Origin of the sequence: Streptomyces tatrensis (genome assembly GCF_049310065.1) — a bacterium.
Classification (GTDB): Bacteria; Actinomycetota; Actinomycetes; order Streptomycetales; family Streptomycetaceae; genus Streptomyces.
Map to the genome: position 1 here is coordinate 1093057 of NZ_JBMDLB010000007.1, position 16451 is coordinate 1109507.

9 protein-coding genes and 3 pseudogenes are annotated in these 16451 nt (G+C 70.3%); 9 read left to right on the top strand and 3 right to left on the bottom strand.

The features are described 5' to 3' along the window. Window positions 1–2 precede the first annotated feature (2 nt). From ACODT5_RS08705 to ACODT5_RS08715, 3 genes are read left to right on the top strand one after another with little or no spacing between them, the layout of a single operon-like run. Window positions 3–1727 carry a hypothetical protein gene (locus ACODT5_RS08705; protein ID WP_422518605.1) on the top strand — a complete coding sequence of 575 codons (1725 nt, stop codon included), beginning with the start codon at window positions 3–5 and terminating at the stop codon, window positions 1725–1727. Next, the gene (locus ACODT5_RS08710) at window positions 1724–2677 is read left to right on the top strand and encodes a WD40 repeat domain-containing protein (protein WP_422518606.1); all 954 of its coding nucleotides are present in this window, start codon (window positions 1724–1726) and stop codon (window positions 2675–2677) included. Before ACODT5_RS08705 ends, ACODT5_RS08710 begins: the two co-directional genes overlap by 4 nt. Before the next feature lie 42 nt (window positions 2678–2719). Then, the gene (locus ACODT5_RS08715) at window positions 2720–4027 is read left to right on the top strand and encodes an Ig-like domain-containing protein (RefSeq protein WP_422518607.1); all 1308 of its coding nucleotides are present in this window, start codon (window positions 2720–2722) and stop codon (window positions 4025–4027) included. On the opposite strand, the gene ACODT5_RS08720 is transcribed toward ACODT5_RS08715, so the two are convergent. Further along, complete coding sequence (locus ACODT5_RS08720) at window positions 4024–4320, bottom strand: hypothetical protein (RefSeq protein ID WP_422518608.1); 297 nt, start codon at window positions 4318–4320, stop codon at window positions 4024–4026. The two genes, ACODT5_RS08715 and ACODT5_RS08720, sit on opposite strands and share 4 nt — an antisense overlap. Continuing rightward, window positions 4307–5335: a neprosin family prolyl endopeptidase gene (locus ACODT5_RS08725; protein WP_422518609.1), complete on the bottom strand. Its 1029-nt coding sequence runs from the start codon at window positions 5333–5335 to the stop codon at window positions 4307–4309. Before ACODT5_RS08725 ends, ACODT5_RS08720 begins: the two co-directional genes overlap by 14 nt. A 424-nt stretch (window positions 5336–5759) precedes the next feature. Between ACODT5_RS08725 and ACODT5_RS08730 the strand changes: the two genes are divergently transcribed. The 4 genes and pseudogenes from ACODT5_RS08730 to ACODT5_RS08745 all read left to right on the top strand — a co-directional run. After that, window positions 5760–7394, top strand: a complete 1635-nt coding sequence (locus ACODT5_RS08730) for a matrixin family metalloprotease (protein WP_422518610.1) — start codon at window positions 5760–5762, stop codon at window positions 7392–7394. Between the two features lie 251 nt (window positions 7395–7645). Further along, window positions 7646–8350 (top strand): annotated as a pseudogene (locus tag ACODT5_RS08735) (SRPBCC family protein); the annotation flags it as partial. A gap of 39 nt (window positions 8351–8389) precedes the next feature. Beyond that, window positions 8390–9154 (top strand): iron uptake transporter permease EfeU, encoded by a 765-nt coding sequence (gene efeU / locus ACODT5_RS08740; RefSeq protein ID WP_422519597.1) that lies wholly within the window; start codon window positions 8390–8392, stop codon window positions 9152–9154. 78 nt (window positions 9155–9232) lie between these two features. Further along, window positions 9233–9676, top strand: a pseudogene (locus tag ACODT5_RS08745) (type III PLP-dependent enzyme domain-containing protein); the annotation flags it as partial. Window positions 9677–10310: 634 nt separating this feature from the next. On the opposite strand, the pseudogene ACODT5_RS08750 reads toward ACODT5_RS08745, so the two are convergent. Further along, window positions 10311–11282, bottom strand: a pseudogene (locus ACODT5_RS08750) (ABC transporter transmembrane domain-containing protein); the annotation flags it as partial. A 612-nt stretch (window positions 11283–11894) separates the two neighbouring features. Between ACODT5_RS08750 and ACODT5_RS08755 the strand changes: the two are divergent. Continuing rightward, complete coding sequence (locus ACODT5_RS08755) at window positions 11895–13532, top strand: phosphocholine-specific phospholipase C (protein ID WP_422518611.1); 1638 nt, start codon at window positions 11895–11897, stop codon at window positions 13530–13532. A gap of 257 nt (window positions 13533–13789) precedes the next feature. Further along, window positions 13790–16324, top strand: coding sequence for a phosphoinositide-specific phospholipase C-related protein (locus tag ACODT5_RS08760; RefSeq protein WP_479685664.1), 2535 nt, complete (start codon window positions 13790–13792; stop codon window positions 16322–16324). Window positions 16325–16451: the final 127 nt, after the last annotated feature.

Below are 16451 nucleotides of genomic sequence, written 5' to 3' on the forward strand. Positions count from 1 at the left end.
CGATGTTCGACGTCATGGCCTTCGGCCAGTACCACCGCCTGGAGCCGGTGGCCCGGCCCAGCGGCACCGGTGGTCAGCTCGACGAGGCGCTGTCGGCCGGGGTGTCCGACCCGTTGTTCCTCCTCGCCAGGCAGTGGCAGCTGGCAGAGTTCACGGGCGAGGACGGCGGTTCACCGGTGTGGTGCCGGATCGACACCGAGAGCACACCCCTCACCGCCTTCCAGCCGTCCGGTGACGGAACGGCCGTACCCCTGCAGAAGGGAGTGCCCTTGGAGTATCTGGCGGAGGCCGGGGCGGCGGCGGGCGAGACCGCGAAAGGGCTGACGCTGCGGGCCTCCGCACGGGCCGGCCGGCGTTTCCTCGACACGCTCCGCACACAGAGCTTCTCGGGCGCCGTCCTGGAGCGGATCGACGTCGCGGTGCTGGCGAAGGCGCCGCTGCCCGAGCCGCCCGCGAACCCGGAGGAGGATCCGCTGCGCCGCGACCCGGCCGGCCGGGCCCTGCGCGACGTACTCGCGGACCGTGCGCCCGACGGGGCTGCCCTCGCCGGACATCTGGCCGGCGGCTGGCGGCCACCGGGGCTGACCGGGGCGCAGCAGTCCTCGTTCGACCGGGCGGCAGAGCTGTGGCTGGAGTGGTTCGGGGAGCGGTACGGGCCGCCGGTGCCGTCGAGTTGGGCACGGGAGCGGCTCGAACACCGGTTCGCGGTCATGGCCGCCCCGGGCGGTCGGCCGGTGACGCTGACGGCGCCCGAGTACACCGGTGGCGCCGCCGACGCGTACCACTTCGACCTCGACTCCGGAACTACGCCGCTGCCCGAGCCGAACGGCGGCACGACCAAGGAGGTGCTGCCCACCCGGGTCACGTATCCGGGCATGCCGGCCGAGCGCTGGTGGGAGTTCGAGGACACGACGGTCAACCTGCCCGCCATCGGGGCAGGGGTGCCGGACCTGGCCCGGCTCCTCGTCGTGGAGTTCGCGAACGTCTACGGCAACGACCACTGGATGATCCCGCTGGAGCTGGACACGGGCGCGCTGCACCGGATCGCCGGGCTCACGGTCGTCGACACCTTCGAGGAGACGACCACGCTCGACCCGGCCGAGGACGGTCACTGGTCGGTGTTCCGGCTGACGAACGCCCATGACGGCAAACCGGGGCCGCCGTTGCTGCCGCTGCTGCCGACGGCTTCGGCACGGCTGGAGGGCACGCCCCTCGAAGAAGTGCTGTTCGCCCGCGACGAGATGGCCAACCTGGGGTTCGCGATCGAGCGGATCGTGCAGAGCGCCACCGGCAGACCGCGGGTGCGGGCCGACGAGCCGCCCGACGCGGATCCGCAGACGCCGCCGACCGACCCGGCGGCGCTCGCCTATCGACTGCTCACCCCGGTGCCGGCACACTGGATCCCGCTGGTGCCGGTACCGCTCCGGGCGGATTCCGCGGCCGTGTGCCTGCGGCGCGGGCAGGTCCCCCGGTTCCGGTCAGACGGCAGTCGGATGCCGCAGGTCAAGGCGGTCGGCCGGATCCTGGAGCCGGAGGTGAAGCGGGTGTTCTTCCGCGACGAGGAGGTGCCCCGGTCGGGAGTGACGGTCACCCGGGTCCCGGTGGTCGCCCGTGGTGAGGACGGCCGGGTCTTCCAGTGGGTGGGCCGGCGCGTCCGCGCGGGGCGGGGCGAGGCCTCCAGTGCCCTTGCGTTCGACGGGGCCGTACCGCCGAGGGGGACCCCGTGAAGATCAACGCCTTTCCGGCCGGGATCGCGCTCACCTCCGACGACGCGGAGATCGTCGGACTGGACACGTACGGGCAGATGTTCCGCTGGGACCGGCTGCTCGGACTACCCCTGGCCGGCCCGCTGCACCTGCACGACCGGACGGTCTGGGGGATGGTGCTGACGCCCGACGACCGGGAGGTCGTCACCGCGGGTGCCGACGGCACGGTGGGGCGCTGGGACCGGCTGACCGGCCATGCGCTCGCCCAGCGCTTCACCGCCCACCAGGGCCCGATCCTCGGCCTGGCCCGCACACACGATGCCCTGGAGCTGGTCACCGCGTCCCGGGACGGGACCGTCCGCCGTTGGGAGCGGACGACCGCGAGCCCGCTCGGCGAGCCGCTGCGCGGACACGTCGGTGCGGTACGGGCGGTGGCCCTCACGCCCGACGAGGACGTGTTCGTCACGGCCGGTCAGGACGCCACCGTACGGCGCTGGAACCGTACGAACGGTACGCCGCTCGGCGAGCCGCTGCGCGGACACGACGGTCCGGTGCAGGTGCTCGCGATCAGCCCCGACGGGCGGGAGTTCGCCTCCGGCGGCCAGGACGGCACCGTGCGCCGGTGGGACCGGGGTTCGGGCCGGCGCGTCGGCGCGCCGCTCGTGGCGGGGGCGCCGGTGCGGTGCCTGTTGCTCACCGGGGACGGCGAAGTCGCGGCGGCCTGCTCGAACGGAACCCTTCACCGCTGGGACCGGACCGGCCAGCGCGTCGGCCCGGTCCTGGCGGCCCACCAGGCCGCCATCTGGTCCATGGCGGCGACGCGGGACGAGTCCGAACTCCTCTCGGCCGGCTGGGACGGGTGGCTCCTGCGGTGGGAGCGGGTCACCGGGGTGCCGCTTCGGCCGGCCCGTACGCGCACCCGGATCGCACTCGTGCCGCGGCTGGAGATCCACGGCACCACTCCGTTCTGAGCCGCTTCCTGACGCCCTGTCCGCCCCTCTCCGGGAGAGCCGATGCCGTCCATCACGCTCGACACCTCACAGCTGACGTTCCCCCTCGTCGCGGTCTGCCGGGACGGGCACTGGACCGGGGACGGCCTCGTCGACGGGGCGGCCGTACCGCCGCCGGAGGTCCCGCTGCCCGCGGGCACGGGCTACCGGCTGGGCCTGGGCGACGGCACGACATCCGGCGTCGCCTTCGACGTGCGCGAGGACGGGACCCTCGACTTCGCGCCCGAGCACGACACCTTCCTCGACGGCCGCGGCGGGCATCGCCTGACCGTACGGGGCGTGCCCGTCACCCTCGACGCCCGGGCCCTGGACCATCCGCTCACCCCTGGCCTGCCGGGCGGCGTCCCCCTGGCCCCCGACCGGGTTCACGAGTTGCGGCTGCTGCCCGCCGCGACGTACCGGCTGCGGGTCGAGGCGGGTATCGCCGACGGGAGCCTCGACTTCTCCGTCACCCCCGACGGGCGGGTCGAACTCGCCCTGGAGACGGAGGCCGCCGGTGTCGCCGAGGCCGCGGGAAGCACCCTGACGGTCCAGGGGCGCACCGTCACCGTCGACGGCCGCTCCCTCTCCCACGGCCTGCTGCCGGTCGGTGTTCCGGACGTCGGCAGGGGCACCTTCCTGTCCCCCAGCACCGTGCACCGGCTCACGCTGCTGCCGGCCGCCGGGTACGTCTTCCACGCGGCCCCCGGATTGGCCGCCGACTTCTCGTACACGGTCAGCGCCGACGGGACCGTCGACTACGACGCGTCCTGCGACAGGTTCCTGACGGGACGCGGCACGCACACTCTCGTCGTGGGCGGCTTCCCGGTGGTGCTGTCCGCGGCCGGAGCGGACAGCGATCTCCTCGGCCTCGCGGCTCTCGACGGCGGGGAGCCCCGTACCCCTCGCGAACTGACCGCCGTCCTCGCTCCCGCGCCCGGCTACCAGCCCCGGACCGCGCACGGTGTCTGCAGCGGCTTCCGCCTCGCCCGCGACGGCACTCTCTCCGTCGCCCCGGCGGGCATCCGCTCCTACGCCCCGATCACGGAGGAAACGCCCTCGGCCGCCGCCGACGGACTCACGGCCCTGACGGTCCGCGTCGCCCCGGCCGCCCCCGGCGGACCCCCGCCCCGGGGGCACGTGACCTTCACGGCGAACGGGCTGCTCCTCGGCACGGCCCTCCTGGACGAAGTGGGCCTGGCGACCCTGCGCACCACGATCCCGTCTGCGGGCGCTCAGGAGATCGTCGCCGCCTACGAAGGGGACGACGCGCACAGCCCGTGCACGACGGCTCTTCCCCTGCGTGGCGGCGGGACACCGCCCGAGGTCTAACGGGTCTGCGGATCCTCGGGGTTGGGGATCGGCGGCGAGTCGCTGACGATCCGTTTGCCGTCCAGCGTGTAGTCCCGGTGCCGCCGCCGCGGCAGGTAGCCCTCGGGGCAGAGCCGCCTCCCCGACACGGCCGGTGCCGACGGGGGCCCCGGCGGATCCTCGCGGTCGGGGGACGGTGGTGGTCCGGCGCGGTCGCCCGCCCGGTCGATCCGGACGCATTCGACGTCCGGATCGACCTCGGAGGGGATCACCTCCGGGCGGTCGTCCGGTGCCGGGACCTCACTCGACTCCACCCGGGCCTCCCCAGTAGAAGTGCGATCCCCAGGTCGACGTTCCGGTGAAGTCGCTGTTGATCTGGTAGGCGTTCGGGTTCGTCACCGAGGGATAGCCCACAACGGGCTTCATCGTGCCGGCCGCGTCGGACTGATACGTCAGGTTGCGCATGTAGGCCGCGCGGGACCAGCCCTCGTACGGGAAGTGGCCGCTGCCCATCTGGGTCCAGGTGGCCTCGGGGTGGTAAGTGACGTCGTCGACGATCTCGCCACCCCAGTCCACGGACGCCGCGCTGTCGCGCAGCCCTGCGGCGTTGAACAGGCTGGTCGGGTAGCCGCCCATCCACTCGCTACCGATCCGGATCCACCACTTGCCGGAGTACAGCATGACCTTGATGGCCAGGTCGTACTGGACCCCGCCGTAGACGCTCTCCGCCCTGCGGATACCGGGGTAGACCGTGCTCGACAGCTGCTCCCAGCCCTTGACGTCCCTGTTGTAACCGCCGATGTAGTTCCCCATCGACTTGTAGTTGTTGGTGGTGTAGAAGATGAACAGGTGCGGATGCCAGTCACCGTAGAGGTCGTAGAAGATCTGCGCACCCACTTCGACGGTCTGCATGTCGGTCCCGTACCCCGTGCCCCGCGCCTCCCACAGCTGGCCCAGGGAGAACTCGTTCGACCACTGGACGTAGGGCTTCCAGGTGTTGATGACCCCCTCGGTGCCGTGATTGATCACACTCTGGGCGGCGTGGGCGTACTTGTGCACGGGAACAGCGGCACGCGGCGCGGCGAAGCCTGGGTCGTCGGGCGGCGTGGAACGCTTCGCCCGTCCCCCCTTCGACAGGTAGTCCTGCAGGGTGCCCGTCGGAGTGATCCGGTCCAACGGCTTGCGCAGCAGCGGGACGGTGCCGGGAGGGCCCGATTCGCCCTGGTACTCGGGCGATTCGAAGGGCTGCGGGGACGAGGGGCGGTCGGCGTCATGCGGCACCTCCGCCGCATCGATGTAAGGCGGCTCGTCCTTGCACTCGACGGGCACCCAGTCGAGCTCGTCGCCGGTGGGCGTCGTGGTTCTCCGGTGCGTCGGGGTTGCGTTGAATCCTGCCCGATTCCATCGTTCTCTCCTCGTGGCCAAGGCTTTTGCGTCCGAAGGCCGACGGGCGCACGCCTTCGGACGCATCCGCCGCACATCAGCAGGCGCGCCCAGGAGAGGGCAACGGAGTTGGTTCGGTGCGACGGAGAGGAATCGGTGCGGGGAAGTCGGCCGTCAGCGGCGGAGTCTTCCTTGTGCCCCTTCTTCACCCTACGCGCGTTTCCCAGGGGCCGCGCGCCAGGTCTCAGCAGACTCCGTGGGCCAGCGCGCTTGCACCGGATTGCAAGGGTTCTCACCCCGCAGGAGACTGAAGGTGTACCCGTTCCTGCAGGACTCGGTTCGATTGTCATCGATACCGAAGGAGTACGCCATGGGACAGCACAAGACCGAGCCGAGACCCACGGTTGCCGGCGTCGCCACCACCAGACCCGGCCAGAAGCAGGACGGCTTCGAGTACGTCCAGATGTTCCTGGAGCAGCACGGGTATCTTCCCGCGCGCTCCTACGAAGCGGGGCGCCTCGACCCCATCACCTCACTCGCCCTGGCCTGGTTCCAGGAGCACAGCGCCCTCACGTCGACGGGAGCGTTCGACGAACCGACGCGCGGTGCGATGCTGAAGTCCCGCTGCGGAATCATGCGCAACGACATCTTCCGCGCGGCCGGAAGCCCCATCTACCAGCCCAACGGCAGCCAGTGTGCCTGGGACAAGAACCACCTCACCTACGCGTTCAACGGAGGGACGGCACAGATCCCGGGTGACAACGAGTTCACCGCTGTGCGGGCCGCGTTCGCGACGTGGCAGGCGCTCCTCCCCCTCACGTTCCAGGAGGTGTCCTCCGGGGCGGACCCCGACATCCTGATCAGCTGGGTTCCCGCCAACGATCCCGACTATCCCGACATGGTGGGCAGCACCCACGCACATTCCGGTCCACCGCCGGGATGCGCCAACCCAGACGTCCGTCCCAGACCGCTCCACTTCGACAACGAAGAGCACAAGTGGCGCATCGGGGCCGAGTTCGCCTGCTTCGACGTGCAGAGCGTCGCCCTCCACGAGGTCGGTCACCTCATCGGCCTGCGACACGCAGCCGGCGAACACGATTCGCATGACGTCATGTGGTCCCAGTTCGGGCCCAACACCCTGAGGCGGGTACCGACGGCGAACGACAAGAGCCGTGCCCGCAGCCTCTACTGGCAGCAGGTCGACGGCAACCCGGCCACCAGTCAGCTCGCCGCGACAGGGAGCCGGTTGTACCAGCGCCACAGCACGGGCGCGATCTTCGAGTACACCGGAACGCCCTTCGGCTGGGTGGCGCTCGACGCGAACCCCGCGACGGTACAGATCGTCGCCGACGGCGACGAGTTGTACCAGCTGCACCAGACCAGTGGCGCGATCTTCCGGTACACCGGCACCCCCCTGATCGGCTGGCAGCAACTGAACGCCAACCCTGCCACGGCGCAGCTCACCGCGTCGGGAGGCAACCTCTACCAGCGCCACAACACCGGTGCCGTCTTCCGGTACACCGGTACTCCCATGACCGGGTGGCAACTCCTGGACAACAACCCCTTCACGGTGCAGATCGTGGCCGACGGCAACCAGCTGTACCAGCGGCACAGCACGGGCGCGATCTTCCGGTACACCGGAACGCCTCTGACCGGCTGGGAGCTCCTCGCCTTCGCGGGCAGCGGCGCCACGCGGATCGACGCCGGCGGCGGAGTCATGTACCAGTTCCGGCTGGCCGACGGACAGATCCTCCGGCACCTGGGAGGAACGTCCTGGGAAACGGTCGACACCGACCTGCGAACCTTGGAGATCAGCGTCTCGGCAGGGAACGTGTACCAGCTCCTCGACACGGGAGAGATGTTCCGGTACCCGCCGAGCGGCGGGGTGGAGCAGATGGCCCACATCCGGCTGCCGGGCCGCCCGATCCCGGTCATGATCGCGAGTTCGAGCACCCAGCTGTACCACATGCGCGGCAACGGGGAGCTGATGCGGTACTACAAGTAGCCTCCGCACCTGGCTAGCCACTCTCTTGCGGTTACTTTGAAACCGTAGGAGAGTGGCTGCTGACGTGGGAGAACGCACTTTTCGTTGACTGGGGAACCCGATGGTGACCAAGCAGTACAGCGGCTCGCCCGAGGACGCCGACCTCAGGCGCGGCGGACCCCCTGGCGCGGGAGATGCTCACCCAGAACCTGCGCATGCTGGAGCGCTACGGCCTGCTCGAGCGCACGGTGCACCCCGTCGTACCGCCGCACCTCAAGGACGAGGTCACCGACACCGTCGCCCAGGCGTTCGGCGGCAAGGCCGCCGGGCGCAAGAGCGGCGGCGTCAAGGTCGTCAACATCGTCGAAGCGATCGATGTCGGCCTGCCGCTGCGCATGGTCTACGACCACTGGACCCACGAGGACTTCAGCGGATTCGCCTAAGGCGTCCGCGACGTCTCCCGCGATGACGACACCACGAGCGGCTGGAAGGTGAAGGTCGGCCCCTCCGCACGAGGCTGGAAAGCCACCGTTCAGGAACAAGTACCCGACGACCGCATCGCGTGAACCTCCCTCGGCGCCAAGGGAACCACCCGAGGCTGCGTGACCTTCCACGAACTCGCCCCGTCACCGACCCGCATCGTCATCGTCGTCGAGTACCACCCCTCCGGGCTGTTCGAGAAGACCGGCAACCTGTGCCGCGCACAGGGCCGCCAGCTGCGTCTTGACCTCAAGAACTTCCTGCGCCACACCATGCTCACCACCGACGAACCAGAGGGCTGGCGCGGCGAGATCCGTGACGGCGAGGTCGCCCGGACCCACAAGGAAGCCCTCGAAGAAGAACAAGCCGAAGAGGCAGAGGAAGACGAGTACGAAGAGGACAAGGCAGAGGGCAAGGAACAAGGCGAAGTAGAAGCCGACGAGGAAGAGTACGAAGCCCCTCCGCCCCGCCGACCCCGACGACGCCAGCCCGCATGAGAACGCGTCGAGGGCCTCGAAGCCAGCCTCGTCGTCTGCATCCTCATCGCCTACCTGGTCAAGACCGGCAACCGGAGCAAACTGCCGCCGATCTGGGCCGGCGTCGGGATCGCGGTCACGCTCAGCCTCGGTGTCGGAGCCCTCCTGCAATTCGGCTCCACCCAACTGACCTTCGAGGCCCAGGAAATGCTCGGCGGCGGCCTGTCCATCCTCGCCGTGTGTCTGGTCACCTGGATGGTCTTCTGGATGCGGCGCACCGCCCGCCACCTGAAGGCCGAACTCCGCGGCAAACTCGACCAGGCCCTCGCCATCGGCACCGGCGCCCTCGTCGCCACCGCCTTCCTCGCCGTCGGCCGCGAGGGCCTGGAAACCGCCCTGTTCATCTGGTCCGCCGTCCAGGCATCCGGCGACGGCGCCCGCCCGCTGACCGGAGCCCTCCTCGGCCTGCTCACCGCCGTCGCCCTCGGCTGGCTGTTCTACCGCGGCGCCCTGCGGATCAACCTCGCGAAGTTCCTCACCTGGACCGGCGCCCTGCTCGTCATCATCGCCGCCAGCGTCCTCGCCAACGGCATCCACGACCTCCAGGAAGCCGACATCCTTCCCGGCCTGGACACCCGCCTCTTCGACATCAGCGCCACCATCCCACCCGACAGCTGGTACGGCACCCTCCTCAAGGGCATCTTCAACTTCCAGCCCAACCCCAGCGTCCTGCAGGCCACCTTCTGGGCCCTCTACCTTCTTCCGGCCCTCCACCTCTTCCTTCGCTGCCCCACCCCTACGGCGGCGCCGGCAGTCAGAGGCTGACGATCCAAGTCGTGCGACCGCTCCGCCAAGGAGGCGGCCCGAGTTCGGGCTTCGGCGCCCCAGAAGCCCGGGAGCCCGGGATTCGCCCCAAGTAGTGCGCTGCCGGGCGTGCACGCTCACCTGGCCAGCGGCCTCGACGCCCGGAGCAGCTCGCGGTAGCCGAATCGATCGTCACCTGGGCCGCCGACCTCGCCACCTGCCCCGGGATCGCCCTCCCCGAGGTGAACATGGGCGGCGGCATGAGCGTCGACTACGCAGCCCCCGAGCGCCGCTTCGGCTGGACGGCGTACGGCGCCGGCCTGGCCCGCCTTGCCGACTCCCACCCCGGGGCTCACCCTGCGCATCGAGCCGGGGCGCGCCGTGACCGCGTGTTGCGGCTGGTACGCAACGGAGGTGCTGGACGTGAAGCACAGCCACGGCGAGGAGTTCGCCATCGTCCGCGGCGGCACCCACGACATGCGCACCCCGGCGGCCAAGGGCCACGACCAGCCCTGCACCATCGTCGCCGTCTCCCAGTGGCCCCCGGCCTCTTCCCTCTCTGCTTCTTCGACCAATTCCCATGGAAGGGGCGGAGTCCTCCAGGCCGACCTCGCCGCCGGCCACTCCAGCTTCGGGAGTTCCCGCGGGACCGCCAGCCGGCCTGAGGCCACGACAAGCGCATCCAGAGTCTTGTCGACTACCCACAACGACGGTTTCCGGAGCCCCTGAGCACCTTGACGGACAGCAATGGCCTCCAAGAAAGACCCCATAGCCGCCCGCAGCCGCCGCTGGGGGGCAGAACGGCGACCCTCAAGCATCACGTATTGCCCGCCCGTGGGGCTGGACCATCCCGCGCCGACAGATCCGACTGTCCGTCAGCTCACTCAGCGTGGAGTCAGCATTCGTCTGATTGGAACCGGCCACAGCCTGTGCTACTTGAGACTCAGCGGCAAGATCCAGGGGTGCCTATGAGATGAGGCTGGCCTTCTCCCAACTCCAGGAAGCGGAATACCCGATCCCGACCACACCCACCCCTGCACCAAGCCACACAGCAACTGGTCAACTGCAAACCTTGCAGATTTTAGGCGCACTTGGGGGAAATAAGGGACAGGAAAAGGAAGGTAGTCGTAGCCCTTGGCCTCGCGCCGCAGCGGGTCCTGCTCGGCCCATCCTTGCGCTGGTTGAACTCGAACATGATCCGCGTCGCGCTGGCGTAGTAGGTGAAGGCGACGATGACCGCCTCCACCCCGTGCGCTCCCCCGCCGAGCACGATGGCGAGCATCAGCCCCAGCACGTTGGTCGCCACGGACAGCGGCGCGACCAGCGTGTCGATGCGCAGGTTGCCGTAGTCCCACGAGCGCAGGGTGAGCTTCCTCGACTCCGCGACCCGGGTGCGGTGTTCGGCGGCCTCGCGCGGTTCGGCGGCGAACGCCCGGACGGTGTCCATGTTCATCAGGCTGTCCGCCACGTGGCCCGACACCCGGGCGATCGCCTCCTCCCGCCGGGCGACGAGCGCCTGGCGGCGGCGGATCAGGGGCGCCACGCCCAGTCCCGTGATGGTGATCATCGTCAGGAGCCCGACGACGAGCAGCGGGTCGTACTGCCACAGCACCACCGAGGCGAACAGCAGGGGCACGAAGCTGCCCATGACCGAGAACGTCAGCGTGTCGACGAACTCCTCGAAGCGGGAGGCGAAGCTCAGGACCCGCTTCGTCAGCGATCCGGCGAAGTTGTCGTGGAAGAACGCCGCGTCCTTGGCGAACAGTTCGTCCATTCCGGTGACGTAGAGCCGCTCGATCCCGCGGGCGTCGAGGCGGTTGAGGCAGTGCAGTCCGAGGCGCCAGAACGCCTCCGAGAGCAGCAGGACCCCGGCGAAGCCGAGGACGTAGGGCATCGCCCAGCCGAGGGTGCCGCCGACGCCCCCGGCGACCGGCTCGCCGCCCGCGATCCGGCCGACGAGCTTCGCGACGACCAGGGGCGCGATGTAGTGGATGCCGATGTTGCCCAGCGCCGGGAGCAGCATCGCGGGCGCGGTCAGCCATCGCTGGCGGAGCAGTTCCCGCCCGTAGTGGCGAAGTGCGAGGAGCACCGGACTCCTGCGCGGTGGACTCGCGTTCAGTGAACTTTCGTGCGATTCGGGCGATCCCATCCCAACCCTGCCTTCTCGGACCGTCTGGTAGGAAAGCGGAGTGTCCCGCACGGGCGCCCACGCGGTCCAAGGCTTTTCTTCCGGTAGCCCAAAACCGGCCGACCTGGGCGCGAAACCCGACCGCCGTTCGCCTGGTGTACGCGCCGGCGTCACGTCAGGGCCGCGTGCAGTTGGTCGGTTGGCCTGGGTTTCATGAGCGATCCGCTGATCCGCTGATCGCAACTTCGGCCGTGTCCTCGTGGCTGAGCCCTCGTTGTACGGGGCAGAACGGTCCGTCGCATGGAGTCGGGCCTGCGAGAATCCGCCCCGTGCCCAGGAAGCGACGCGGGGTCCCCGCCCCACCCGGGTCCACACCGGGCGGAAAGCGTCCGGCGGGGCGGTAGCTGTAGCCACCGAATCGCCGCACCCAGCGGCGGCACAGGCGGCAGGCACCGCACACGATGAGCACCCGAGCCGCAGCAAGCGGCACGGACACGCGGCACACACGGCAGGCGTCCACACCCTGCCCAGCACTACAAGCCGCCTTCCGCGTAGGCCTGAAGCTCAGGCCCGCCCAGGAACCCTAAGCTCATCAGAGACGCTCCCTTACCGGAACCCCGGGCTCGCTGTGGGGTGCTCAGTCACCCCTCAACCGCGTACGCCCTGGCGGACGCGTTCACCATCTGCGACGCCTACCACTGCTCGTTCATCGGCTCCACCGACCCCAACCGCTACTACCTCTGGTCGGGCCACACCGGCAACGACGGCCAGGGCGGCGGCCCGGTCCTCAACAACGCCGAGGCCGGCTACGGCTGGACCACCTACTCGGAGCGCCTGGAGGCGGCCGGGGTCTCCTGGAAGGTCTACCAGGACATCGGCGACGGCCTCGACGCCGCCGGATCCTGGGGCTGGATCGACGACGCCTACCGCGGCAACTACGGCGACAACTCGCTCCTCTACTTCAACAGTTACCGGGACTCCCAGCCCGGCAGCGCCCTGTACGACAAGGCCCGCACCGGCACGAACGCCAAGGCGGGCGAAGGCTACTTCGACCAGCTGCGCGCGGACGTGGTGGGCGGCACCCTCCCGCAGATCTCCTGGATAGCGGCGCCCGAGGCCTTCAGCGAGCACTCCAACTGGCCTTCCAACTACGGCGCCTGGTACATCTCCCAGGTCCTGGACGCGCTCACCGCCAACCCCGACGTGTGGGCCCGTACCGCGCTGTTCATCACCTACGACGAGAACGACGGCTTCTTCGACCACGTCGTCCCGCCGTACGCGCCCGCCAGTGCCGCGCAGGGCCTGTCGACCACGCCGACGGCCCTGGACGTGTTCCCGGGCAAGGCCGGGTACGTGGCCGGACCCTACGGGCTGGGCCCGCGCGTGCCGATGCTCGTGGTCTCCCCCTGGAGCACCGGCGGTTACGCCTGCTCCGAGACCTTCGACCACACCTCGGTCATCCGCTTCATGGAGCAGCGCTTCGGCGTCCACGAGCCCAACATCTCGCCCTGGCGCCGTGCCGTCTGCGGTGACCTCACCTCCGCCTTCGACTTCGCCCGCAAGGACACCGCCCCGGCCCCGCTGCCCGAGACCGACGGCTGGTTCCCGCCGGACCGCGAGCGCCACCCCGACTTCCGGGCCACCCCGCCGGCCCAGGGGACCATGCCCCGCCAGGAGAAGGGGCTGCGCCCCACGCGCGCGCTGGGGTACGCCCCGTACGTGGACGGCGCCGCGCTCGTCGCGGACGGCAGGTTCCGGCTGACGTTCAGCGGCGGCCCGGCGCTGGGCGCTCAGTTCTACGTCACCTCCGGCAACCGCACCGACGCCCCCTGGACCTACACCACCGAGGCCGGCAAGTCGATCGCGGACACCTGGAACACCGCCTACTCGGCCGGGTCCACCGACCTGACCGTGCACGGACCGAACGGCTTCCTGCGCGGCTTCCGCAACCCCGGCACCACCCCCGGCCCCGAGGTCACCGCCCGCCACAACGCCGCCACCGGGAACCTGGACCTCACGCTCACCAATGCCGCGGGCCCCACCGCCACGCTCACGGTCGCCAACGCCTACGGCGGCAGCCCGAAGCGCCTCACCGTCGCCAAGGGCGCCACCGTGAAGCACACGGTCTCGCTGAAGAACACCCGCCGCTGGTACGACGTGACGGTCACCGCGTCCGGCACCCCGGGCTTCCTGCGCCGCTTCGCCGGCAAGGTGGAGACCGGCGCGGCGGGCCTGTCCGACCCGGCGACCCTGACGGAGCAGTCCTCCTGACGGCACCCTCCCCGCGGAGGGCGCCGCGTGTTCGCCCTGCGTTTCCCCGGATCCCGTCCTGCCGTCGCACCTTCGCAACCCGAAGCTCATTTGCTCACACCCTGAGTTGACGAAGATCAGCCGAGCCCTCACGGGCACGGCATGCGAGAGCGGGTACATCGGTGGAACCCAGGGCGGCTTTCGGCGGCAGTGGGCCCACAAGGCCCAGTAGACCCGGAAGGCACAGACTGACCGGCCTCCTGGTCGCGTTGGCGACCGTGGTGGCGGGGCTGGTGGCGCCCGACGCGGGCGTCGCCGTCGCCGCGGAGGGGCCGCCGAACAAGTACGGACCGCTCCAGATGCAGAGCGTGGCCTCCGGCCTGTCCGTGGCCGTGGAGAACGGCGACATGGCCGCGACCAAGGCCATCCGTCAGGAGCGCTACAAGCGCGACAGCGAGCAGGAATGGTGGATCGAGCCTGGCGGCGAGGGCTACCACATCAAGAGCAACGTCAACGGCGCGTACTGCCTGGGCCGCACCCCCGACGGGCTCACCACGGAGCTGCTGTCCTGCGCGGACGAGCGCACCGACTGGCTCTTCGACGAACTGGGGACGGACGTCTACCGGGTGCGGGTCCCCGGCCGGAGCAGCTACCTCCGCTCGCCGGGCACCGGCCACGAGGAGCGGCTGACCGTCGGCCCGGACGCCGGGGCGTCCACCCGGTGGTACCTCACCCAGACCAGCCTCACCAAGGGGACGGCCCCCGCCGACCCCCGCCTCGACGAGGCGACCTTCCTCACCGCTCACAACGCGTGGAACAGCTACGGAGAGGGCGGCGCCCTCGCCGTCAACCAGAGCCGCTCGCTCAACCAGCAGCTCGGTGACGGCGTGCGCGGCCTGATGCTCGACGTCGCGGTGTGGAACGGCGAAGTAGTCCTGTGCCACGGCGGCAACTGCGACCTCGAGAGCGCCAGCCGCATGGGGGTCGGCTCCGAGCCGATGAGGTTCAAGGACCTGATGGCGAACCTCGTCACGTCCATGAACACCGCCGACGGCCCGAAGCCCGTCGTCACGATCTTCCTCGAGGACTACGTGACCGACCGGGCGCTCCTCGACAACGTCATCAACGAGGTCCCGGGCCTCAAGGACCTGGTCTTCGATCCGGCCGCACAGGGCGTCGCCGAGAACGGCTGGCCCACCCTCGGCGCCATGCGCACCAGCGGCAAGCGGCTCCTGATCTTCTCCAGCGCCGCGGCCACGCCCGGGGGCGTGGCCATGCAGGACAAGTGGACCGTGGAGAACTACTGGAGCCTGGGCGCCCTCGGCGGCAACTGGGACTGCTACACCCGCTGGGACAACCGCCCGCTGACCACGACGGCCGGGCCGGGGGCCGACTTCCAGCCCCTGATGGTCATGAACCAGTTCCGCGATGCGCCCACCGTCATCACCGCCGCCATCGACAACGGCGACAAGCTCGTGGAACGCGCCCGCGACTACTGCGGCCCCGCCGCCCGCAAGAAGCCCAACTACGTGGCCGTGGACTTCTACGAGCTGCCGCTGGGCGGGTCCACGATGCGGGCCGTCGAGGAGATCGACACCTACGCGTACACCGTCGGCGCCTCCGGCCCCCGCGACCCCGCCCCCGCCCCGCCCACCGGTTTCCCGGCGATCGGGAAGACCGCGACCAACAAGGCGTTCTCCTTCCTGCGGTCCAAGATGAACGAGTACCCGGCGCCCGTCTCGCACGGCCTCCCGCGCAGTTACACCGGCGGACACTTCGCCCCCGACGGGCAGTTCGGCGAGAACGGCTTCGAGTCGAGCTTCGTCTACGACGACACCCTGATGGTGATCGCCCTGATCAACAGCGGCTACGGACCCGACATCGACAGGGCCAGGACCCTGGGGAACGTCCTGCTGGAGGCCCAGGCGCTCGACCCGGCCGGTGACGGCCGTCTGCGCGCGTCCTACCTCCCCAACCCCTTCATCACCCGGCAGGGCACCCCGTACATCGGTGGATTCGCCACCTACACCGGCAACATGGCCTGGGTGGGCATGGCCTGGTCGCACCTGTACGAGGCCACGGGCGACCAGCGGTACCTGGACGGGGCGCTGCGCGCCGCGCAGTGGATCCAGAGCAACGCCGCCGACGAGCGCGGCGCCGGCGGGTACACCGGCGGCTACCTGCACGACGACTCCGGGGAGCTGATCCGGAAGCTGACGTGGAAGGCCACCGAGCACAACATCGATGCCGGCGCCTTCTTCGCCATGCTCGCCCAGCTCACCGGCGACGGGCAGTGGTCCACCCGCTCGCAGAAGGCCTTCGCCTTCGTCGACAGCATGCAGGCCGACGACGGCCGGCTGTGGACCGGAACCACCGAGGACGGCGTCCACCGCAACGACGAGGTCGTGCCCGCCGACATCCAGGCGTGGAGCTACCTCGCCACCCTCGACGAGGACCACTCCCGGGCCCTGGACTGGGGACTGGAGCACCACTCCGCGCAGGACGGCCCCTACCAGGGCATGGCGTTCAGCGGCGCGGACCGCAGCAAGGTGTGGTTCGAGGGCACGGCCCAGTTCCTGACCGCGCTCAACGTGCGCGGGCGGGCCTCCGACGCACCCACCGCCGCCGCGTTCGCGGGCAGCCTCGAACTGGCCCAGCGCGAGGCCCCCCACCACGACGGCTACGGCATCGTGGCGGCCTCCCGCGACGGCCTCGACACCGGCATGGGCGACCTCTACTACGCCTCGCTGCACACCGGTGCCACGGCGTGGTTCCTGCTCGCGGCCCGCAACACCAACCCGTTCCGGCTCTGACCCGGGCTCAGCACACCGCGGGTGTTGCCGGACGGAGTACCCGTACGGCAACACCCGCCAGGTTGGCGCCCACAGGGCGGGCGGGCTGATGAAATGCCTTCCACGGCAGCAGGGCTGCGGGTGGCGG

Coding starts and splice junctions, on each gene's coding strand:
- ACODT5_RS08705 (WP_422518605.1), top strand. CDS start 3: ATGTTCGACGTCATGGCCTTCGGCCAGTACCACCGCCTGGAGCCGGTG.
- ACODT5_RS08715 (WP_422518607.1), top strand. CDS start 2,720: ATGCCGTCCATCACGCTCGACACCTCACAGCTGACGTTCCCCCTCGTC.
- ACODT5_RS08730 (WP_422518610.1), top strand. CDS start 5,760: ATGGGACAGCACAAGACCGAGCCGAGACCCACGGTTGCCGGCGTCGCC.